General features: G+C 73.4%; 18 protein-coding genes. 12 read left to right on the forward strand and 6 right to left on the reverse strand.

From position 1 onward, the window contains the following. Positions 1 to 178: 178 nt before the first annotated feature. A complete protein-coding gene (locus ACZ51S_RS13045; protein WP_468960745.1) occupies positions 179 to 2,569 on the forward strand; it encodes a xanthine dehydrogenase family protein molybdopterin-binding subunit in 2,391 nt (796 codons plus the stop codon). A 45-nt stretch (positions 2,570 to 2,614) separates the two neighbouring features. On the opposite strand, the gene ACZ51S_RS13050 is transcribed toward ACZ51S_RS13045, so the two are convergent. Next, complete coding sequence (locus ACZ51S_RS13050) at positions 2,615 to 3,586, reverse strand: SMP-30/gluconolactonase/LRE family protein (protein WP_468884422.1); 972 nt, start codon at positions 3,584 to 3,586, stop codon at positions 2,615 to 2,617. 77 nt (positions 3,587 to 3,663) lie between these two features. Here ACZ51S_RS13050 and ACZ51S_RS13055 point away from each other — a divergent pair, with 77 nt between their 5' ends. The 4 genes from ACZ51S_RS13055 to ACZ51S_RS13070 all read left to right on the forward strand — a co-directional run bounded on the left by ACZ51S_RS13055 (position 3,664) and on the right by ACZ51S_RS13070 (position 7,474). Further along, positions 3,664 to 4,101, forward strand: coding sequence for a MarR family winged helix-turn-helix transcriptional regulator (locus ACZ51S_RS13055; RefSeq protein ID WP_468475582.1), 438 nt, complete (start codon positions 3,664 to 3,666; stop codon positions 4,099 to 4,101). 135 nt (positions 4,102 to 4,236) lie between these two features. Next, positions 4,237 to 5,364, forward strand: a complete 1,128-nt coding sequence (locus tag ACZ51S_RS13060; RefSeq protein ID WP_468960747.1) for an alpha/beta hydrolase — start codon at positions 4,237 to 4,239, stop codon at positions 5,362 to 5,364. A 236-nt stretch (positions 5,365 to 5,600) separates the two neighbouring features. Beyond that, on the forward strand, positions 5,601 to 6,686 hold the full coding sequence (locus ACZ51S_RS13065; protein ID WP_388934137.1) for an alpha/beta hydrolase: 1,086 nt from the start codon (positions 5,601 to 5,603) through the stop codon (positions 6,684 to 6,686). Between the two features lie 8 nt (positions 6,687 to 6,694). Continuing rightward, on the forward strand, positions 6,695 to 7,474 hold the full coding sequence (locus ACZ51S_RS13070) for a trypsin-like serine peptidase (RefSeq protein WP_468475584.1): 780 nt from the start codon (positions 6,695 to 6,697) through the stop codon (positions 7,472 to 7,474). Positions 7,475 to 7,504: 30 nt separating this feature from the next. On the opposite strand, the gene ACZ51S_RS13075 is transcribed toward ACZ51S_RS13070, so the two are convergent. From ACZ51S_RS13075 to ACZ51S_RS13085, 3 genes are all read right to left on the reverse strand, one after another. Next, positions 7,505 to 8,449: an EamA family transporter gene (locus ACZ51S_RS13075; RefSeq protein ID WP_468475585.1), complete on the reverse strand. Its 945-nt coding sequence runs from the start codon at positions 8,447 to 8,449 to the stop codon at positions 7,505 to 7,507. 44 nt (positions 8,450 to 8,493) lie between these two features. After that, the gene (locus ACZ51S_RS13080) at positions 8,494 to 9,312 is read right to left on the reverse strand and encodes an isocitrate lyase/PEP mutase family protein (RefSeq protein WP_468800972.1); all 819 of its coding nucleotides are present in this window, start codon (positions 9,310 to 9,312) and stop codon (positions 8,494 to 8,496) included. Between the two features lie 119 nt (positions 9,313 to 9,431). After that, on the reverse strand, positions 9,432 to 10,553 hold the full coding sequence (locus ACZ51S_RS13085; RefSeq protein WP_468800970.1) for a pyridoxal-phosphate dependent enzyme: 1,122 nt from the start codon (positions 10,551 to 10,553) through the stop codon (positions 9,432 to 9,434). A gap of 241 nt (positions 10,554 to 10,794) precedes the next feature. On the opposite strand from ACZ51S_RS13085, the gene ACZ51S_RS13090 reads away from it, so the two are divergent. The 7 genes from ACZ51S_RS13090 to ACZ51S_RS13120 all read left to right on the forward strand — a co-directional run bounded on the left by ACZ51S_RS13090 (position 10,795) and on the right by ACZ51S_RS13120 (position 18,925). Further along, positions 10,795 to 12,366 carry a S8 family peptidase gene (locus ACZ51S_RS13090; protein WP_468475588.1) on the forward strand — a complete coding sequence of 524 codons (1,572 nt, stop codon included), beginning with the start codon at positions 10,795 to 10,797 and terminating at the stop codon, positions 12,364 to 12,366. Positions 12,367 to 12,521: 155 nt separating this feature from the next. Continuing rightward, positions 12,522 to 13,679: a DUF4190 domain-containing protein gene (locus ACZ51S_RS13095; protein ID WP_468800966.1), complete on the forward strand. Its 1,158-nt coding sequence runs from the start codon at positions 12,522 to 12,524 to the stop codon at positions 13,677 to 13,679. A 137-nt stretch (positions 13,680 to 13,816) separates the two neighbouring features. Beyond that, positions 13,817 to 14,569 (forward strand): GntR family transcriptional regulator, encoded by a 753-nt coding sequence (locus tag ACZ51S_RS13100; RefSeq protein ID WP_388934120.1) that lies wholly within the window; start codon positions 13,817 to 13,819, stop codon positions 14,567 to 14,569. A 298-nt stretch (positions 14,570 to 14,867) separates the two neighbouring features. Beyond that, positions 14,868 to 15,062 carry an SPOR domain-containing protein gene (locus tag ACZ51S_RS13105; RefSeq protein WP_467891262.1) on the forward strand — a complete coding sequence of 65 codons (195 nt, stop codon included), beginning with the start codon at positions 14,868 to 14,870 and terminating at the stop codon, positions 15,060 to 15,062. Positions 15,063 to 15,094: 32 nt separating this feature from the next. Next, positions 15,095 to 15,541, forward strand: a complete 447-nt coding sequence (locus ACZ51S_RS13110; RefSeq protein WP_468475590.1) for a (deoxy)nucleoside triphosphate pyrophosphohydrolase — start codon at positions 15,095 to 15,097, stop codon at positions 15,539 to 15,541. A 154-nt stretch (positions 15,542 to 15,695) separates the two neighbouring features. After that, positions 15,696 to 16,124: an ATP-binding protein gene (locus ACZ51S_RS13115; RefSeq protein ID WP_388934986.1), complete on the forward strand. Its 429-nt coding sequence runs from the start codon at positions 15,696 to 15,698 to the stop codon at positions 16,122 to 16,124. Between the two features lie 182 nt (positions 16,125 to 16,306). Next, complete coding sequence (locus ACZ51S_RS13120; RefSeq protein ID WP_388934982.1) at positions 16,307 to 18,925, forward strand: SpoIIE family protein phosphatase; 2,619 nt, start codon at positions 16,307 to 16,309, stop codon at positions 18,923 to 18,925. Between the two features lie 30 nt (positions 18,926 to 18,955). On the opposite strand, the gene ACZ51S_RS13125 is transcribed toward ACZ51S_RS13120, so the two are convergent. Then, positions 18,956 to 19,672: a PspA/IM30 family protein gene (locus tag ACZ51S_RS13125; RefSeq protein ID WP_468475591.1), complete on the reverse strand. Its 717-nt coding sequence runs from the start codon at positions 19,670 to 19,672 to the stop codon at positions 18,956 to 18,958. Positions 19,673 to 19,708: 36 nt separating this feature from the next. Then, positions 19,709 to 21,805 (reverse strand): TPM domain-containing protein, encoded by a 2,097-nt coding sequence (locus tag ACZ51S_RS13130; RefSeq protein WP_468960751.1) that lies wholly within the window; start codon positions 21,803 to 21,805, stop codon positions 19,709 to 19,711. Positions 21,806 to 21,871 lie beyond the last annotated feature (66 nt).

Here is a 21,871-nt window from a genome sequence, read left to right on the forward strand (position 1 = left end):
GTTCTGAGCGATCGGTGACTGCCTCGCCCCCCGGGGCGCTGTGTCTACTTCTGTGCGTGCGGCCGGCATTGGCTCCGGCCACGCCGAACGGTGCCCCGCACGGGGGTCGTGGCACCGGCACCGGCACCGGCGCCGACCGGTGCGGCTCCAGGAACACCAGGAAAGAGGCGGTCTGCTCATGGCTGGCACCACCAGCGGTATCCCCACCGACGTCACCCAGGGCTCCCGGACCAAAGGGGGCATCGGCGAGTCGACGCTGCGCCCGGACGGCACCCTGAAGGTCACCGGCGAGTTCGCGTACTCCTCGGACATGTGGCACGAGGACATGCTGTGGGGCCAGACCCTGCGCTCCACGCTCGCGCACGCCGAGATCGTGTCCGTCGACGTCTCCGAGGCCCTGACCGTTCCCGGGGTCCACGCGGTCATGACGTACGAGGACCTGCCGGCCGCCGTGAAGCACTACGGCATGGAGTTCCGGGACACCCCCGTCCTGGCGCACGGCAAGGTCCGCCACCACGGTGAGCCGGTCGCCCTCGTGGCCGCCGACCACCCGGAGACCGCCCGCCGCGCTTCGGCGAAGATCCGGATCGAGTACCGGGAGCTGCCCGTCGTCACCGACGAGGCCTCCGCCCTCGCCCCGGGCGCGGTCCTGGTCCACGAGAACCGCGAGGACCACCACGCCGAGCACGTCCCGCACCCGAACATCGTGCACCGCCAGCCGATCATCCGCGGCGACGTCGAAGCGGCCCGCGAGCGCGCCGACGTCATCGTCGAGGGCGAGTACACCTTCGGCATGCAGGACCAGGCCTTCCTCGGCCCCGAGTCGGGCCTCGCGGTACCCGCCGAGGACGGCGGTGTCGACCTGTACGTCGCCACCCAGTGGCTGCACTCGGACCTCAAGCAGATCGCACCCGTCCTCGGCCTGCCCGAGGAGAAGGTGCGCATGACGATGGCCGGTGTCGGCGGTGCCTTCGGCGGCCGCGAGGACATCTCGATGCAGATCCACGCCTCCGTGCTGGCGCTGCGCACGGGCAGGCCGGTGAAGATGGTCTACAACCGCTTCGAGTCCTTCTTCGGCCACGTGCACCGTCACCCGGCGAAGCTGCACTACGAGCACGGCGCCACCCGGGACGGCAGGATCACGCACATGCGCTGCAGGATCGTGCTCGACGGCGGCGCCTACGCCTCCTCCACGGCCTCGGTCGTCGGGAACGCCGCGTCCCTCTCGGTCGGGCCGTACGCCGTCGACGACGTGGACATCGAGGCGATCGGCCTCTACACCAACAACCCGCCCTGCGGCGCGATGCGCGGCTTCGGCGCCGTCCAGGCCTGCTTCGCGTACGAGGCCCAGATGGACAAGCTCGCGGCGAAGCTGGGCATGGACCCGGTCGAGTTCCGCCAGCTCAACGCCATGGAGCAGGGCACGATCATGCCCACCGGCCAGGTCGTGCACCACCCGGCTCCGGTCGCCGAACTGCTGCGCCGGGTCAAGGCCCGCCCGCTGCCGCCGCGGCGCCAGTGGGAGACCGCCGGCGGCCCGGCCGACCTGCGCGCGCTGCCGGGCGGCCTGTCCAACACCACGCACGGCGAGGGCGTCGTCCGCGGCGTCGGCTACGCCGTCGGCATCAAGAACGTCGCCTTCTCCGAGGGCTTCGACGACTACTCGACCGCCCGGGTGCGCCTGGAGGTCATGGGCGGTGAGCCCGTCGCGATGGTCCACACGGCCATGGCGGAGGTCGGCCAGGGCGGTGTCACCATCCACGCGCAGATCGCCCGCACCGAGCTCGGGGTCCAGCGGGTCACCATCCATCCCGCCGACACCCGGGTGGGATCGGCCGGCTCGACCTCCGCGGGCCGTCAGACGTACATGACGGGCGGGTCCGTGAAGAACGCCTGCGCGCTCGTCCGCGAGAAGGTCCTGGAGATCGGCCGGCGCAGGTTCGGCGCGCACCACCCGGCGTGGGCGGCCCCCGGACTGCTCCTGGAGGGCGGAAAGGTCGTCACCGACGGCGGCGAGGTCCTCTCCACCCTCGTCGACGTCCTGGAGGGCGAGGTCGTGGAGGTCGAGGCGGAGTGGCGGCACTTCCCGACCGAGCCCTTCGACCGGGTCACCGGCCAGGGCAAGGGCCACGTCCAGTACGCCTTCGCCGCGCACCGGGCGGTGGTGGAGGTGGACACCGAGCTCGGCCTCGTCAAGGTCGTCGAGCTGGCCGTCGCCCAGGACGTGGGCAGGGCGCTGAACCCGCTGTCCGTGGTCGGCCAGATCCAGGGCGGCACCGTCCAGGGCCTGGGCGTCGCCGTGATGGAAGAGATCATCGTGGACCCGAGGACAGCCAAGGTGCGCAACCCCTCCTTCACGGACTACCTGCTCCCGACGATCCTCGACACCCCGACGATCCCGGTCGACTACCTCGAACTGGCCGACCCCGAAGCGCCGTACGGAGTTCGGGGCATCGGTGAGGCTCCGACCCTGTCGTCCACGCCGGCCGTCCTCGCCGCGATCCGCGACGCGACGGGCCTGGAGCTCAACAAGACCCCGGTCCGCCCCGAGCACCTGACCGGCCTCTGACGGCCCCGGCCCCCGTCGGCCGGCGCGGCCGCGCCCCCGCGGGCGTCACAGCCCCCGGACCGCGGCCACCGAGAAGGTGACCGGGGTGCCGGTCGAGGGGGTCAGGGGGCCGCCCTTGTCGAACTGGGAGCGGACCACCAGGGTGCGGCCCGGGGTGTGGGCCAGGGTGGTGGGGATCTGGAGGGAGGCGTCCGTCAGGGTGCGGGTCAGGCGGGCGCGGGTGCCGTCCGGGCTGAGCTGCCAGCGGGTCAGGGTGTTGGTGACGTTGTGCGCCGCCCGGAGCGTGCCGGCGGGGGAGAGCTGGATGCCGTCGGCGGCCTTGAGGTCGCCGCCGGTCAGGGCGACCCGGCTCAGGGCGCCGGTGCGCAGGTCGACGCGGTGCAGCTCGCCGCCCGTCATGTCGACCGTCAGCAGGTAGCGGCCCGCCCGGTCCGAGGTGATCCCGTTGAGCGTGAGACGGCCGGGCGGCGGCGGGGTGACGTGCCCGCTCAGGTCGTACGCCACCGTCAGCGGGCCGGAGCCGGCGCGCAGCTGCCCGGGGGTGACGCGGTAGATCACCGCGCGGACGCTGTCCGTCAGGTAGGCGGTGCCGTCCGGGGTGACGGTCAGGTCGTTGATGAAGTGCGGGGTGTCCGCCGCGGCCTCGAACCGTGCCAGGCGGGTGCCCGTCGCCGTGTCGTACACCGCCACCCCGGCCGTGGAGTCCGTGACCCACAGGCGGCCCCGGGCGTCGACGCGCAGGCCGTTCGCCGTGCGCCGGCCGTCGGTGCCGGACGGGAGGAACACCTCGGCGGTACGGGCGCCCGGACGGGCGCGGTACACGGTGCCGTCCGCGTACGAGCCGACGTACACGGTGCCCGTGCGCGGGTCGGCGGCTATGCCCTCCGGGTAGACCTTCGAGCCGGGGAGGGTGAACGCGGTCCCCACGGGGGACGGCGCGGGCGCGGCGCCCGTGGTGAGGGCCGCGGTCAGGGCGACGGCCGCGGCGGAGAGCAGGACGTGAGAGAGCTTACGCACAGGTGAACCCTTCTTGATCATTGAGTCCGCAGAATAGTTAGAGCTCTAATGATTGGCAAGGGTCGTAGGATGCCGCAATGACCTCCATGCCTCCCGAGGAGCGCATCGGTGCGCACATCAAGCGCGCCGAGCAGGCGCTCCTCGCGGCGAAGACCGCCGCCTGCAAGCCGGCCGCAGTAACGGTTCCGCAGTACGCGGCCCTGCTCTGGCTCGCCGAGAAGCCGGGCATCTCCGCGGCCGCCCTCGCCCGGCTCTGCGGGGTCACACCGCCCACCATGAACACCGTTCTGAAGAACCTCCACGAGCGCGGCCTCATCGAGCGCACCCCCCACGAGTGGCACCGCAACGTGCTGGAGACCCGGCTCACCCCCGAGGGCCGCGCCGCGATGGAGCTGGCCGACGCCGGCGCCGTCCGCGTCGAGGCCGCCCTCGCCGCCGCCCTCACGGCCCAGGAGCGCACGCAGCTCATCGAGCTGCTCGGGCGGTGCGCGGAGGTGCTCGACGGCCGGCGGTGAGCCGCCGGAAACCTGATGTTCCGGGCAGGTCTTTGCAAGGATTTGGAACTTTTCACAGGCGCCGCACATCAGGACTAGGGGATGTCCAGCCGCACTGTCCCGCCCGGGGCAGGCCGAACCGTTCGGAGCAAGTCCGTGCACGAGTACCCGCAGCAGTCGTCCGGCCGTGAGCCCGAGCGGGGGCAGGGCCGCAGGAAGTCGCGGCGCGCGATGTGGATCGGCGCCGGCGTCGCCGGCGCGCTGCTCCTCGGCGGGGGCGGCTTCGCCGCCTACCAGAACGAGTGGTTCGACGGCAACGGCGAGACCGTCAGCTTCGGCAAGCCCGCCGCGCCCGCCGCCACGGACGCCGGCGCCGGAGGGAAGAAGGCGGAGCCCTCCGCCCCGGCCGGACCCACCGGCGACCCCGACGTGCAGATGCCGTCCGGCCCGAAGTCCGACTTCAAGCAGACCACCAAGCTCGACGACGGCACCGTCATCGCCAAGACCCGCCTGGCCGGCGCCAAGTCGGGCTTCGAGGGGGACGTCTGGGTCTGGGCCCCCAAGGAGTACGACGACCCGAAGTACGCCAAGAGCGCCTTCCCGGTCCTCATCGCCCTCCCCGGCGGCAACGGCTTCCCGACGAACTACTGGGCCGACCGCAGCCTCGGCCTCCAGAAGGCCGTCTCCGAGGGCGTCCAGGCCGGTACCAGTCTGCCCTTCGTCCTGATCATGCCGGTGCTCAACCCGGACAACAAGTACTACTACGACGGCGCCGACATACCCGGTCAGCCGAAGATGGGCACCTGGATCGCCGAGGACGTCCCGGACTTCGCCCGCGCCAACTTCCGTACGTACAAGTCCCGCGACGGCTGGGCCTTCATGGGCTCCTCCTCGGGTGCCTTCGTCGGCATGAAGACGCTCCTGCACCACCCGGACAAGTTCAAGGCCGTGATCGCCAGCGGCGGCGAGATCACCCCCGACTCCCCGCTCTGGAAGGGCCACCAGGCGGAGATGGACGCCAACAATCCCGAGAAGCTCGCCGAGAGGCTGATCCAGAGCGGCGGCCCGGACGTCTACATCAACTTCCAGGTGGGCACGAAGGAGTCCGGCAAGGACCGGATGACGAAATTCGTGCAGCAGTACGGAAAGGGCCCGGTCAAGACGACCATCCGTGACATCCAGAACGGCGAGCACAACGGCTGGCACTACGTGCGCGGCATGAAGGAAGGCTCGCTGGAGTGGGTCAGCAAGGTGCTGAAGGGCCCCAAGCCCGAGGCCGGCTGACCGGCGCCCGTACCGTCCGGACCGCGCCCCGTTCCCGCGGCCCGTTCCGCACCCCGTTCCCGCCCGCCGGACCGTCCCCCGCCCCGTCGCCGGACTCCGCCACGTGGCCCTCGCCACGTCGCCCCGGTCCCAGGCAACCCATACGGTCGTTCACACCTCTGTACAGGTGCCAAGGGGGACCAATCGGTCCGACCCGCGCCCAACCAGGGCGCCGGAGAAGGAACGGGAACAATTCAGTGCAGTATGACGACCAAGGCGACGGCAGCTCCCTGACCAAGGGCGGCCGTCGCCCCCCGCGCCCGCGCAGGCGCCTCGTCCTGATCGGCGGCGGGCTCGCGCTCGCCCTCGCCGCCGGGGGCGGTGCGGCGTACAAGGCCGGCCTCTTCTCGGACGTGGGGGACCCGGTCTCCTTCGGGAAGATCCAGGAGTCGGCGGCCGCCGAGGACATCCGCCCCGAGGTGCTGATGCCGACCGGCCCCAAGGCCGAGTTCACGCGCACCAGCCGGCTGCCGGACGGCACGCAGATCGCGGTGACCACCGTGACCGGCCGGAAGTCCGGCTTCACCGGTGACGTGTGGGTGTGGGTGCCCAAGGAGTACGACGACCCGAAGTACGCCAAGAGCGCCTTCCCCGTGCTGATCTCCCTGCCCGGCGGCCGCGGCTACCCCAAGAACTACTGGGGCACCGGACCCGGCCTCGGCCTCCAGCAGGCCGTGATCGACGGGGTCAAGGCCGGCACCAGCCTGCCCTTCATCCTCGTCATGCCGGTGATCAACGCGGACACCAAGCACCACTTCGACGGATCGGACATCCCCGGTCAGCCGAAGATGGGCACCTGGATGGCCGATGACATCCCGGATTTCACGAAGGCCAATTTCCGCACCTTCACCTCCCGCGACGGCTGGGCCTTCATGGGCTCCTCCTCGGGCGGTTTCGGCGCCTTCAAGCACGTGCTGAAGTACCCCGAACGCTTCAAGGCGGTCATCGCCAGCGGGGTCGACTTCGTCCCCGACTCCCCGCTGTGGAAGGGGAACCAGCAGGCCATGGACGAGAACAACCCCGAGAAGCTCGCCGAGAAGCTGATCAAGGAGGGCGGTCCGGAGGTGTGGATCAACTTCCAGATCGGCACCAAGGAGAGCGGCCGCGACCTGGCCGAGCGGTTCATGCGCGAGTACGGCAGGGGCCCCGTGCACACTCGACTCCAGGTGATCCAGGATGGTGAGCACAACGGAAAGTCCTACGTGCGCGGAATGAGGGAGGGCTCCCTGGAGTGGATCAGCAAGGTGATGCGAGGACCGACACCCGACCCCGCCGTGCGATGAGCCCCGCGGTGAAGGGGGCCACCGCGGCCGCCGCCGCCGGGATCGCGATGGTGTGCGCCGTCGCGTTCCTCAAGGCGCCCGGCGACCGTCCGGTGCACCCCTTCCCCACCGTCGGCGTGCTCATGGCCAACGGTGAGCACTGGTGCACGGCGAGCGTGGTCGACAGCCCCAAGGGCAACGTCGTCGCGACCGCCGCGCACTGCGTCGCCCCGGCGGGCGAGCACGGAGTGCCGGGCCAGGTCGCCCACGACGGCCTCGCCATCGGCGAGCTCTCCTTCGCGCCCGCCTTCTCCGGGGAGGGCTCGGGCACCCAGCCCCTCGGCGTGTGGAAGGTCCGCTCGATCCACGTCGACGAACGCTGGACGAAGTGGGGCGAGGACACCGCCGACTTCGCCTTCCTCACCGTCGAGCCGGACGAGGACGGCCGCAGCGTCCAGGAGGCCGTCGGCGGCAAGGGCGAGGCGCCCGCGCCCGACTGGACCTCCGGGTACGAGCGGGAGGTCACCGTCGTCGGCTACCCGGAGTCCGAGCACAACCCGCAGAACAAGCCCGTGTCCTGCACCACCCAGACCCGCCACGACCTCGACGACCCCGACCTGCTGTACATCAGCTGCTCGGGCTTCTGGACCGGCACCAGCGGCAGCCCCTGGATCGCCGACCGCGGGGGCACGGGACAGCCGGGCCGGCTGATCGGCGTGCTCAGCGGCGGGGAAACGGACGTGGACTCCACCGCCGCGCTGTACGACGAGCGGGCCAAGGCCCTGTACGAGCGCGCGTCCAGGGGCTGAGCCGGGCCGCCGGCGCCGGGCCGCGCGCGGCTACGCGCGGCGTTCCGTACTGACGATCACGCCCACCGCCGCCACCACGATCGCACCGCCGAGCACGATCGGCAGGGTCAGCGCCTCGTCCAGGATGAGCGCGCCCAGCGCGACGGCCACCACCGGATTGACGTACGCGTACGTGGCCACGAGCGACAGCGGCGCCGCCTGGAGCAGCCACGCGTACGCCGTGAAGCCGACCACCGACCCGATCAGCACGAGGTAGCCCAGCGCCACCCACGAGGCGGTGGAGAAGGCACCCACGTCCAGGCCGCGCTGCTCGCCGCGCAGCAGCCCCACGACCACCCCGCCGGCCCCGCCCGCCAGCATCTGGTACGCGGAACCCGCGAAGGGGTTCTCCGGCAGCGGCAGCTTCGACGCCGAGAACGAGCCCAGCGACCACAGCACCGAGGCCGCCAGCACCATCAGCACCCCCCACAGCCGGACCTCCCCGCTGAGCCCCGGGCTGGTCAGCACCCCCAGCCCGGCGAGCCCCACCAGCACCCCGGCCACGGTGCGCGGCGACGGCCGGTCCCCGCTGCCCGCCCGCAGCACCACCACCCACATCGGCACCGCCGCCACCAGCAGCGCGGCCAGCCCGGAGGGGATGGCGGTCTCGGCCAGCACCACCAGCCCGTTGCCGCCCAGGATCAGCAGCAGGCCGACCACGACCGCCGAGCGGGCCTGCGCGGCCGTGACCCTGAGCGCGGCCGGCCCGTACCGCCAGGCGACGATGCCGGCCAGCACCAGGCCGGCGGTGATGAAGCGGGCCCCGGCGGAGAGGAAGGGCGGCATGGTCTGGACGACGATCCGGATGCCGAGGTAGGTCGAGCCCCAGACCACGTACACGAGCGCCAGCGCGAACCACACCGCCCCGGTCGTCCTGCGGCGCGCGGTGTCCGCCGTCGCGCCGCCCGTGCCGTCTATCGGAGTCGAGGTTCCCATGGCCGGATCCTACGATCGTTGCTCCCTACAGGCTTCCCGATTTCTCACCCCTTGAGCAGCGCGTTCAGCTCCCCGTACGGCAGCGAGCCGGCGAGGGACCCGTAGGTGCCGCCGGCCAGCAGTTCCTCGGTGGCGCGCCGGGCGACGGCGTACGCCGCCTCGGCCACCCAGGAGCCGAGGCTGACGCGGGCCACGCCGAGGGCGCCGAGCTCGGTGACGGACGGGGCGCCGGGACCGACGAGGACGTTGAGCGGGGCGTCGATCCCCTTGGCGAGCTCCGCGACGGTGGCGGGATCGGTGACCCCGGGCACGAAGACCCCGGTGGCGCCGGCGGCGAGGTAGGCGGCGGCGCGGGAGAGGGTCTCGTCGAGGCGGGTGCCGCTCTCGCCGAGGCCGAAGAGGTACGTGTCCACGCGGGCGTTGATGTACAGAGGCACCCCGGCCGCCTCCGCGGCGGCACGGGCCGCGGCCAGGCGCTCCGCCTGCTCGGCCGGGGCGCGGCGGCCGTCCTCGATGTTGACGCCGACCGCGCCGGCGGCCAGCACCCCGGTGACGGTCTCGCCGACCCCGGCGGCGTCGGCCGCGAAGCCGCCCTCGATGTCGGCGGTTACGGGTACGGAGACGGCCGAGGCCACCCGGGCGATCAGGTCCAGCGCCCGCTCCCGCGCGAGCGCGTCGCCGTCGGGGGCCCCGAGCGACCAGGCGACACCGGCGCTGGTGGTGGCCACCGCCGGCGCCCCGGCGGCCTCCACGACGCGGGCACTGGCGACGTCCCAGGCGTTGGCGAGGGCGAGGGGGGCGGCGGCGGTGTGCAGCGCGGTGAAGGCGGCGGCCCGGGCGGCGTGGTCAAGGTGGTTGGTCATGGGGCCAGTTGACCAGACGGGGCGGCCCCGCGGCTGGCGGTTTTCCGACGCCCGCGTCACGGCGCCTGCCGGCCGGAGCCGCCGCGGACCGCCGCCGCCCGGGCCGGTGCCGCCGTGGCTCAGGAAGGGAGGGGGGCCAGGCCCGTCTTGGCGCCCGCGCCGCACAGCGGGAGGACCGCCGTGCGGCCGCGGAGGGGGTCGCCGGGGGCGGTGGGGCACACCGCCGCCCAGCAGGCCGCCGCCGTGGGTTCCACGAACAGGCCGCGCCGCGCCAGGTCCCGCTGGGCCTCGCGCAGCCGGTCGTCCGGGACCGTGAGGAAGGTGCCGCCGGACTTGCGGACCGCCGCCAGGATCTGCCGGGCCCTCGGCGGGGCCGGGATCGCGATGCCCTCCGCCAGGGTCGGCAGCTGCGGTACCGCCTCGGCGTCCTCGGCGCCCGCCGCGAAGGCCGCCGCCAGCGGTGACACCGCCTCCGCCTGGACCCCGATCAGCGCGGGCGGCCGTACCCCGCGCCGGGCCAGTTCCTCCACCGCCAGCGCGGCGCCCAGCAGCAGGGTGCCGTTGCCCACCGGTACGACCAGCGCCTCCGGGAGGCGTCCGCCGAGGGCCTCCCAGATCTCGTACGCGTACGTCTTCGTGCCGTGCAGGAAGTACGGGTTGAAGACGTGGCTCGCGTAGAAGACCCCCGGCTCGTCCGCGGCGGCCCGCGCGGCCAGCGCCGTGGCCTCGCGCCCGCCCGCGACGACCCGTACGGCCGCGCCGTGGGCCCGCATCTGCTCGGTCTTCTTCTGCGAGGTGCCCTCCGGCACGAAAACTTCACAACTCAGCCCGGCCCGCGCGCAGTACGCCGCCACGGACGTCCCCGCGTTGCCGCTGCTGTCGGCGATCACCCGCTCCGGGGCCAGCCGCCGCGCCAGTTCGGCGAGCATGACCGCGCCCCGGTCCTTGAAGGACAGCGTCGGCATCAGGAAGTCGAGTTTGGCGTGAATCCTCTCCGCGAGCGGCACCAGCGGGGTGTGCCCCTCCGAGAGCGAGACCGAGAACGCCCCCGGCAGCGGCAGTGCGGGCGCGTACCGCCACAGCGAGTGGGGGCCGGCGGCCGGTTCGAGCGCGATGGCCGGATCGGGTGCGAAGTCGAGGTCCCAGGGGCCGCCGCAGAGGGGGCAGCACCACGGGGCGGTCCGTACGTCCGCGCGCGTGCCGTCCTCGGGACAGACGTAACCGGGAAGTGCGTGCGTCATGTGCGGAGCGCCTTTGCTCGTTCATGGCCGTTGTATGGCACAGATGTTACGCGTCCGTTGTGCCTCCGTTGTGCTCTTGTGGGATGCGGCACGGGTGGGCCAACCTTTGCGGGACGACGGCCCGTTGGGGCGGATTCGTTGTCATGGACATGCCTGAAACAGGAAATCCCCGCGTGTCCGGGCACCGCCGCACCGCCACACGCGCCGTCGCACTCCACCCCCTACGAGGAGGACCCCCCACATGTCCGTGATGCGTCACACCCGCCGGAGGATCGCCGGCGTCAGCGCCACCGCCGTCGTGGCCCTCGCGCTCGGCGCGGCCGCCGCCCTGCCCGCGTCCGCGGCCGACGGCCCCCAGGGCGTCATCGAGAACGCCGGAGCTCCCGGTGCCGTCCCCGGCAGCTACATCGTGACCCTGGAGGACTCCGCCGCCCGCTCCACCGCCGACAGCGGAAAGGCCGTCGCCAAGCGGTACGGGGCGAAGATCGACCGGGTCTACAGCGCGGCCCTCAACGGCTACTCCGTCGAGGTCTCCGAGGCGCAGGCCAGAAAGCTCGCCGCCGACCCGGCCGTGCGGTCGGTCGTGCAGAACCGGACCTTCACCGTCGACGCCACCCAGCCCAGCCCGCCGTCCTGGGGCCTGGACCGCATCGACCAGCGGGCCCTCCCGCTCGACCAGAGCTACACCTACCCGGACAAGGCGGGCGAGGGCGTCACCGCGTACATCATCGACACCGGCGTCCGCAAGACGCACCAGGACTTCGGCGGCCGCGCCGTCGACGGCTACGACGCGATCGACAACGACAACACCGCCCAGGACGGCCACGGCCACGGCACGCACGTGGCCGGTACCGTCGGCGGCGGCGCGTACGGCGTGGCCAAGAAGGTCAAGATCGTCGGCGTCCGCGTGCTCAACAACCAGGGCTCGGGCACGACCGCCCAGGTCGTCGCCGGCATCGACTGGGTGACCCGCAACGCCGTGAAGCCGGCCGTGGCCAACATGTCGCTCGGCGGCGGCGCGGACTCCGCGCTCGACACCGCCGTACGCAACTCCATAGCCGCCGGCATCACCTACGCGGTCGCGGCGGGCAACGAGTCCACCGACGCCTCCACCAAGTCCCCCGCGCGCGTCGCCGAGGCCATCACGGTCGGGGCCACCACCAACACCGACGCGAAGGCCAGCTACTCCAACTACGGCTCCGTCCTGGACGTCTTCGCGCCGGGCTCCTCCATCACCTCCACGTGGGGCACGGGCGACACCGCCACCAACACCATCTCCGGCACCTCGATGGCCTCGCCGCACGTCGCGGGCGCGGCGGCCCTGTACCTCTCGCAGAACCCGGCGAGCACCCCGGCGCAGATCCGGGACGCCCTGGTCGCGGCGTCCACCCCGAACGTGGTGACCAGCCCCGGCACCGGCTCCCCCAACCGCCTGCTGAACGTGGGCGGGAGCACCACGCCGCCGAACCCGGGCACCCGGTTCGAGAACACGGCGGACTACGCGGTCAACGACAACGCCACCGTGGACTCGCCGGTGACCGTCAGCGGGATCTCCGGCAACGCCCCGGCGGCGCTGAGCGTCTCGGTCGACATCAAGCACACCTACATCGGTGACCTGAAGGTCGACCTCATCGCCCCCGACGGCACGGCCTACAACCTGCACAACCGCAGCGGCGGCAGCGCCGACAACATCATCAAGACCTACACCGTCAACGCCTCGGCCGAGGTGGCCAACGGCGTGTGGAAGCTGCGGGTGAACGACAACGCCAACGTCGACACCGGCAAGATCGATTCCTGGGCGCTGCAGTTCTGACGCCCGAGGCCTCCGCCCGGGCGACCGGGTGGCGAGGGGCGCGATAACAGGCTGGATCGCGCGATGAACGCGGGGGCGACCGACTGCTCGGTCGCCCCCGCTGCGTACTATTTCGCGCATTCGTTCGCGCCCCCCGTGATGGAGCACCTCACCCCGTGAGCATCCCGCCCCCGCAGCCTCCCTCCGCCGGCCCGGGCCACTCCTGGCCCCCGCCGCCGCCGCTGTGGGGGCCGCCGCCCGCCCACGGGCACCCGCCCGCGCTCAACGGCTTCGCGCTGGCCTCCCTGCTGGTCGGGCTGCTGTGCTTCCCGCCGCTCGGGATCGTCTTCGGGATCGTGGCGCTGGTGCAGATCGCGCGCAAGGGGGAGCGGGGCCGGGTGCTGGCGATCGTGGGCCTGGTGGTCTCGGTGCTGACGACCGCCGTCCTCGTGACCGGCGTGTCCCGGTACGCGGAACACTTCCTGGGCCGGATCGGCGAGGGGCGGGAGCTCGAACACGTCGAGGGCCGGCTGACGGGGATGGACGAGCTGCGCCCGGGCGACTGCTTCAACGTCCCCGGAGGCGACCTCCTGGACGAGGCCCGCTTCACCTACCGGGTTGGCTGCGACCAGGTGCACGACGCCGAGGTGACCTCCACGACGGTGCTCGGCCCCGGCGGCTTCCCCGGCAAGGGGAGGCTGAAGGGGACCGCCACGGACACCTGCTGGAAGGCGCAGGACGCGTACGCGATGGACACGTGGGCGCTGCCCGCGTACGCGGAGATGTTCTACTTCAGCCCCACCGCGGAGAGCTGGCAGGGCGGCGACCGGCGGCTCCTGTGCATCATCGGCACGTCGACGGAGGAGCACCGGGGCAGTCTGCGCAAGGACGCGGGCATGCTGACGCCGGACCAGGTGACCCTGCTGGGCGCGCTGAACACGGCGGACCAGGCGCTGGGGCGCGCCCCCGACGAGGACCTGGACGAGGCGCTGCCCGAGTACCGGGCGTGGGCACGGGGGGTCGACGAGGCGCTCGCGGCGGAGGAGCGGATGCTCCAGGGCGTCACCTCCCGCGAGGGCACGGGCCCGGCGGCGGCTGCTCAGCTGAAGCAGGTCGCGGCCGCGCGCGGGCAGTGGCAGCGGGCGGCCCGGGCGACGCGGCCGGCCGATTTCCAGCGGGCGTGGGACGCGGCGCTGTCGGCGCTGTCGGTGGACACGGAGAAGGCGCTGCGGGGGGCGTACGGGCTCTCGACGCGGGTGCCGGAGTGGCTGCGGCCGGAGCCGGGAGGGCCGGGGGCCGGTTCGGGGCGCGGGCCTTCGGCGGAATCCGCCTGAGGTCTTGTGGGTAACGCTCGGTAAGGGGTTTGAGTGACCTGCGTTCATCACATCGGGTGAAACTTTGGCCCGTGCTTGCGCTGCTCAACCGTCGGTTGCCAGGGTGTGGCTGTCTGTCAACCTGATGGGAGTGGCTCGTGACTTTCGGTGAGCAGCCGGCCTATCTCCGCGTCGCCGGGGATCTGCGACGGAAGATCGTCGATGGGTCCCTGCCCCCGCACGCCCGGCTCCCTTCCCAGGCCCGGATCCGCGAGGAGTACGGGGTCTCGGACACCGTGGCGCTGGAGGCGCGCAAGGTCCTGATGGCGGAGGGGCTGGTCGAGGGGCGCTCCGGGTCCGGGACGTACGTCCGGGAGCAGCCCGTGCCGCGCCGGGTCGCCCGCTCGGGCTACCGGTCGGCCGGGGCGTCGACGCCGTTCCGTCAGGAGCAGGCCGAGGCGGGCGCGCGCGGCACCTGGGACTCCAGCAGTGAGCAGACGCCCGCGCCGGTCCAGATCGCGGAGCGGCTGGGCATCGAGCCGGGGGACCGGGTGATGCGCACCCGGTACGTCTTCCGCGACGCGGGGGAGGCCATGATGCTCTCCACCTCCTGGGAGCCCCTCGCGGTGACCGGCCGGACCCCGGTGATGCTGCCGGAGGAAGGACCCCTGGGGGGCTCGGGGGTGGTGGACCGGATGGCCGCCATCGACGTGGTCGTGGACAACGTGGTCGAGGACGTCGGGGCGAGGCCCGGACTGGCCGAGGAGATCACGCTGCTGGGCGGGGTCCCGGGACACGTGGTGCTGGTGGTGAGCCGTACGTACTTCGCCTCGGGCCGCGCGGTGGAGACCGCGGACGTGGTCGTCCCCGCGGACCGCTACCGGCTCTCGTACCACCTGCCCGTCCGGTAACGGGGCACGGGCCGCTTTTTCGGTCGTATCGCAAGGGTCCGGGGCGCGCCCCGGACCCTTGTTCGATCTGTCCCCCGACGGCACGGCGGGCGGCTTCCTCGTCGTCACGCGCGGGTCCGCGCCGTGCGCCGGGTCCGGACCGGCGCGCACGGCGCGCTCGTACGCCTGGCCGGATGCGTACGCCCCCCAGGTATCTCTTCGTGAAAAACCGTATCCGGTCAGTAAAGGTCGGGCGTAAGCTCGGGCATATGCGCAATGCGGTTTCCTGGGCAGGTACGGCGGCGGAGGGTGGAGCGCGATGACCGACAGCGGTGCCCTGCTTCCATGGCTGGTCATACGTCAGGACGACAACGGCAACCGCTACCGGGTGGGCCGCTATCCCACCCGGGCCGAGGCCCAGAAGGTCGTCGACAGCCTCGACGACCGGGGACACGAGCAGCTCTACTGGGTCGAGCGGATCGGACAGGAAAGCCAGACCGCCACCACCGGCTGAACCGGCCGGAGGCGCTGGCATAGGCTCCGTCCATGACTGTACGAGTGGTCGTGGGCGGAGCCCTTTGTCATGACGGACGCCTGCTGGCCGCCCGCCGCAGCGCGCCGCCCGAGCTGGCCGGCCGGTGGGAGCTCCCGGGCGGCAAGGCGGAGCCGGGTGAAACGGTGCCCGAGGCGCTGGTGCGCGAACTGCGCGAGGAACTCGGCGTGGAGGCCGAGGTCCTGGAGCGGATCCCGGGGGAGTGGCCGGTGAGGCCCGGCCTGGTCCTGCACGTCTGGACCGCCCGGCTGGTCTCGGGGGAGCCCGCCCCGCTGGAGGACCACGACGAGCTTCGCTGGCTCGCCCCGCACGAGCTGGACTCGGTGGACTGGCTCGACCAGGACCGGCCCTTCGTCGCCGAGGCCGGCCGCCGGCTGCGCGCCGGAGCGGGCGGCGCGGTGGGCGCCGAGTCGCACGGCGGGGCGCACCGGGGCGCGTGAAGCTCCCGCTCTAGGCCGTCTGCGCCACAGTGCGCCGGTGCGTGGGGGACCGGGTGGTACGGCGCCCCAAATATCGGGTATGTCGCTATTAGTCCCTATCTCGTCCCCCATTCGTCCCCGACGAACCGGACTGGGGTCGCTGGTGGCCCGGGAAGTGATCGGCGTGATGGACACAGACGGTGAATGCGCCGAGTGGGCCTTTCCCGCCGAGCCCGATGTCGTCCGCACCGCGCGTCACGCCGTGCGCGGGACCCTCCGCTCCTGGGGCCTGGACTCCGTCGGCGATGTGACCGTCCTGCTGGTCAGCGAGCTGGTCACCAACTCCCTGCGCTACGCCTCCGGCCCCATCGGGGTGCGCCTGGTGCGGCGCAATCCGGCCGCGCCCGGCCTCGCCGGCGGCCCGGCCCTGCTCGTGGAGGTCTCGGATCCGCTTCCGGATCCACCCCGCGAGCGCCTCGCGCAGCCGGACGACGAAGGCGGGCGCGGCCTGCACCTCGTCGCCGTCTCCGCGCGCCGCTGGGGAACCCGGCACGGGAAAACGGGGAAGACCGTGTGGTTCGAGTTGGCTCTTCCTGGTGAGTAACAAGGAGAAGGGCGGCAGTGGGTCTCCCGGGCGGCGTCTGGGAAGACCACCGGACGTGGCCGGAAAACAACGGGACCCTTTTGTGATCGTGAACGCCGTGCCGTACGGGGCCGTGGTGCTGAATACTTCGGTCATGGCCGGTCCGGTTGCGGTGAGCTGGAGGGGACGGTCGCGTGAGCGAGATACCTGCGCAGACACATCAGGCCCGCGTGCCCGGGGAGCCGTTGCGCGACTCCCTGTGGCACAGCAGTCCGCCTGGCTCGATATACGACCACATCAAGGTGGCGTCCTTCTCGATCGGCCCTGACGGGCTCATCGACCAGTGGAGCCTGCGCGCCGAAGAGCTGTTCGGGCTGCGCGCGGCCCAGGCGGTCGGGCGCGACCCGGTCGAGGCCTTCATGCCGCCCGAGCTGCGCGAGGGCGGCCACCGCAAGGTCGCCGAGATCCTCGACGGCAAGGAATGGACCGGGCTGATCCCCTTCCGGATCCCCGGCGGGGACGGCGCCCACGGCGTGGCCGAGATCTATGTGATGCCGACCCAGACCGAGAGCGCCGAGCGCGCCGCGCTCTGCGTCGTCGTGGACGTACGCGCGCTCCGGCGCATCGAATCCGACCTCGCCGCCTCACAGGCCATATTCGGCCAATCCCCCTTCGGGTTCCTGCTCTTCGGCACCGACCTCACCGTGCAGCGCGCCAACCGCCGCTTCGCGACCGTCTTCGGCGGAGCGGTCGAGGAGCACCGCGGCCGGACCGTGCACGACTACCTGCCGCCCCACGAGGCCGACCGGATGGCCGAAGCCCTGCGCCGGGTACTGGAGACCGGCGAGTCCGTCACCGACCTGCGGATCACCGGATCCACCCCCCGCAGCCGCGACGACCGCCACTGGTCCATCAACCTCTACCGGGTGCATGACGGCACCGGCCGCCCCATCGGCATCGCCGGCCTCGGCACCGACGTCACCCGCCGTCACCTCGCCGCCCGCGAGGCCGCCGGGGTCCGCCGCAACCTCGCCCTGCTCAACGAGGCCGGGCACCGCATCGGCAACTCCCTCGACCTGGAGACCACCGCCCGGGAACTCCTCGACGTCACCGTCCCCGGCTTCTGCGACCTGGCCGCCGTCGACCTCTACCAGGGGCTGCTGCTCGGCGACGACGACCGGCCCGCCCGCCCCCAGGGCCCCGGCGTCCCCTCCCTGCCCGGGCAGGGGGCCGGACGAGCCCCCTCCGCACCGCTGCGGCGGGTGGCCTTCGCCTCCGCCGTGTCCGACGCCCCGCTGTCGGGACCCGGCGCACTGGTCTCCGTAGGGGAGACGCACCGCTACCCGGCCGCCTCCCCCGGAGCGCTCGCCCTGCGCACGGCACGGCCCCGGCTCGTCTCCGGCACGGACCCGGACGCCCTCGTCCAGTCCACGCTGATCGTCCCGATGGTCGCCCACGACACCGTGGTCGGCCTCGCCCAGTTCTCCCGGACCAAGGGCAGCGAGCCCTTCGGCGAACGCGACCGGGCCGTCGCCGTGGAACTGGCCGCACGGGCCGCCGTCTGCATCGACAACGCCCGCCTCTACCGGCGCGAGCACGAACGGGCGCTGATCCTCCAGCGCAGCCTGCTGCCGCCCGGAGACCCGGAGGCGGCCGGCCTCGACATCGCCTGCCGCTACCTCCCGGGCAACGCCGCCACCGAGGTCGGCGGCGACTGGTTCGACGTCATCGAACTGCCCGGACACCGCACCGCCCTGGTCGTCGGCGACGTCATGGGCCGGGGACTGCGCGCCGCCGTCGCCATGGGCGAGCTGCGGACCGCCGTGCGCACCCTCGCGCTGCTGGACCTGGAACCCGCCGAGGTGCTCACCGCCCTCGACGAGGTCGCCCGCGGCCTCGGCGCCCCCGGCGGCGCTCAGCAGGCCTCGCGCGCCGCCCTCCACTCCCGCGACGCCGACCGCTCGGAGGTGTACCTCGCCACCTGCGTGTACGCCGTCTACGACCCGGTCACCCGGCGCTGCACCATCGCCAACGCCGGCCACATGCCGCCCGTCCTCGTCGAACCCGCCGAGGACGGCGCCGCCCCGCCCCCCGGGCTGCTGCTGGAGATCCCGACCGGGATGCCGCTCGGGGTGGGCGGCGAACCCTTCGAGGAGGTCGAGGTCGAACTCCCCGAAGGCGCGCTGCTCGCCCTCTACACCGATGGGCTGGTCGAGTCGCGCGACCACCCCCTCGAAGAGGGCCTGCGCGGCCTGCGCGGGGCGGTCGCCGATCCGTCCCGCCCCCTGGAGGAGGTCTGCGACCACGTCCTGAACACCCTCCACACCCGGCACGGCGAGGACGACATCGCCCTGCTGATGGCGCGGGTCCAGGGACTGCCCGGCGACGCCGTCGGGGACTGGCAGCTGCCCCGCGAGGCCCGCTCGGTGGGCAAGGCCCGGGAACTGGCCCGGGCGAAGCTTCCCGCGTGGGGCCTCGAAGGCCTGCTCGACACCACGGAACTGCTGGTCAGCGAACTCGTCACCAACGCCCTGCGGTACGGGGAGGGGGACATCCGGCTGCGGCTGCTGCTGGACCGGACCCTGGTGTGCGAGGTCTGGGACGGCAACCTCGCCCAGCCGAGGCGCCGCCGCGCCCGGGACACCGACGAGGGCGGCCGCGGCCTCCAGCTCGTCGGCCTGCTCTCGGCCGGCTGGGGCACCCGCCGCACCCACCGGGGCAAGACCGTGTGGTTCGAGCTGCCCCTCCCCATGCCGGGCGGAGCACCGGGAGAGGCGGTCACCGAGCTGTCGGCGGAGCAGCTGCTGAGCATGTACGGATGAGCGGGCCGGGCGGGGCCTCGACGAGGGGGCTCAGGCCGCCCGGGACTTGAGGGCGGCCAGGCGGGCCTCGATCTCCGCGGCCTTGCCGAGGTCCTCCAGCGACTCGAACTGCGCGTCCAGGGAGGAGGCCGCCAGCTCCGACTTGCCCATGGCCATCGCCTCCTCCCGCCGGACCTTCTCCTCGAAACGGCTCAGGTCGCTCGTCGGGTCCAGCACGTCGATGTTCTTGACCGCGTCCAGCATCGTGTTCTGCGCCCGCGCCGTCCTCGCCCGCGCCACCAGCTCGTCCCGCTTGGCCTGGAGCTCCGTCAGCTTGTCCTTCATCGAGGCCAGGCCTTCCCGCAGCCTGTCCACCACCTCCGTCTGGGCGGCGATCACCGGCTCCGCCGTCGCCGCCTCCTTCTCCGACCGCAGCTGCCGGCCCAGGGCCACCTTCGCCAGGTTGTCGAACCGGTCCGCGTCCGCCGCCGCGCCCGACGCGCGCAGCTCGTCCGCCTTGCGGCTTGCCGCGAGGGCCTTGCCGCCCCACTCGGCGGCCGCGTCCACGTCCTCCTTGTGGTCGGCCTCCAGCATCCGCAGGTTGCCGATGGTCGTCGCCACCGCCTGCTCGGCCTCCGAGATGTTGCTCGAGTAGTCGCGGATCAGCTGGTCGAGCATCTTCTGCGGGTCCTCCGCCTGGTCCAGCAGCGCGTTGATGTTGGCCTTCGCGAGCTGGGTGACACGGCCGAGGACGGTCTGCTTGCCCATGGGATCCCTTTCTGGTGGGGTCTGGTGCCTCGTCGTTCAGAAGCGGCCGCCGCCGCCCATGCGGCCGCGGGTACCGCCGCCCCCGTAGGAGCCGGGGCCCTCGCCGAAGCCCCCTCCGCCGAAGCCGCCGCCGCCGAAGCCGCCCCGGCCGCCCCCGCCCCGGAGGATCTCGCCCAGGATGATCCCGCCGAGCACGGCACCGCTCCGGCCGCGCTGCCCCGCGTACGGGTTCTGGTACGCCCCCACGTCCTGCTCCGCCAGCTGCTGCGCCTGCCGGGCGAGGGAATCCGCCCGCTGCGCCTCCGCCAGCGCGCCCGCCGGGTCCCGGCCGGCCAGCGACACCGACCGCTCCAGGTGCCGCTGCGCCTCCGCCAGCCGGGTCCGGGCCTGGCTGCCGACCGCACCCCGGCTGGTGGTCACGTAGTCCGTCGCCGCGCCGATCGCACTGCGGGCCGACAGCTGGGCCTGGTCCAGCAGCGCCGCCGCGCGCCGCCGCCCCGACTCCTGCTCCCGCGCCCCCGCCAGGGCCTCGTCGAGGGCCGCGTCCGCCTCCTCGACCCGGCGCAGGGCGTCGATCGGGTCGTACCGGCCCGCCGCCTGCTCCCGGCGCACGTCGGCCAGTACGGACTCCGCCCGCCCGATCCGGCCGCGCAGGTCGCCCGTCGGGGAGCCCGCCGCGGCACCGGTGAGCAGGCCGCGCGCGTCGGCGAGGTCCGTCTCCGTCTCGGTGAGGGCGCCCGGCAGCTTCCCGGCCGCCTCCGCCAGCTCCCGTGCCCGCCGCTCGACCGCGTCCACCAGCGTCGCCGCCTGGTCCACCGCGCCCTCGGCGGCCCGGACGTGCACGGCCGCCCGGCCGTTGTCCCCGGAGCCGAGGGCCGCCCGCGCCTCGCCGAGACTGGTCGCCGCGAAGACGAGCCGGTCCTCGGCCTGGCCGGGATTGGCGGCCACCGGCGCGGACGCGGAGTCCGCGTACCGTCCTTTCAGCGCGGTCAGGGTCGCCCCGGCGGTGGTCGTACGGCCGCTCAGCGCCCGGAAGTGCGCCTCCACCGTGGCGAGGGCCTGCGGGGCGTTCTTCTCCAGGTCCCGCAGCCGGTCGAAGCCGGCCGACTCGGCGTCGAGCCTGCGGTTCGCCTCCGTGCAGCGGGCCACGATCTCCTCCAGCATCCGGCGCCGGGTGGCCTCGTCCTCCGGGTAGGCGTCGTCCAGCTGCTGGCGCAGCCGGAAGGCGTGCGTCAGCTCGTCCCTCGCGTACCGCACCGCCTCGGTGAAGGGGCCGACCGCGTCGTCACCGAACTGCGCCGTGGCGAAACCCAGTTCCTCGGTGCTGGTGCGGACGGCGTCGTCCGTCTCCACCAGCAGGGCCCTCGCCCGGGCGTCCAGCTCGGGCAGCGGGGCCGGCGCGGCCCGGGCACCGTCCCAGCCGGCATGGCCGGTGGTGGTGCCCCGGCCCGGCCCGCCGCGCTTCCCGCGGCGCCGGTACGCGTACACCCCGAGCGCCCCGGCCGCGCCGACGGCGACCACCGGCAGCACGAAGTCCCCGGCCCCGCTGCCCCCGTCCGCCCCGCCGCCGGGGTCGGCCGCGCCGGGGGTGATGGCGGGCACGGGGACGGGCCGCCCGCCGAGCACGGCGTCGTAGCCGTTCGCCGCGCCGATCGCGGCGCCCGCCCAGTCGTTCCGGCGCAGCGCGGGCTCGACGGCGGTACGGGCGACGGCGTCGAGCTGCTCCTGGGTGAAACCGGAGTCCACGTCGGCCGAATGGGCGTACTGGCGGGTGCCGGTCGCCACCGCGAGCAGGACGTCGTCCCGGCCCAGGCCGTTCTTCTGGGCGGTGGCGTCGGCCCAGCTCTGGGGAGACCGGTCGGAGAAGTCGTGCACATAGGTGACGAAGAGCTGGATCCGGCGGTCGGCGTAGAGCCGGTCGAGGGCTGCCGTCACCGCGGGGGCGCGGTCCCCGAGGGCGCCGACGCGGTCGGTGACCTGCCCCTGCCGCGACAGCGTGACGGGGTCCTCGGCGCGGGCCGGCCCCGCGCCGGCCACCCCCAGCCCGCCGAGCGCGAGCGCGAGCAGGGCGGCGGCGAGGAGCAGCCCGGGGGTGGGGGTGCGGGGGAGCGTCCCGCGTCTCGGGGGGTGCACATTCCGGAGGCTATGGTCCCGGCGGCGGACCCGCACCCGGAGCCGCCGCCCCGGCCGGGTCGCCGC

Source organism: Streptomyces sp. NPDC034043 (genome assembly GCF_055575675.1).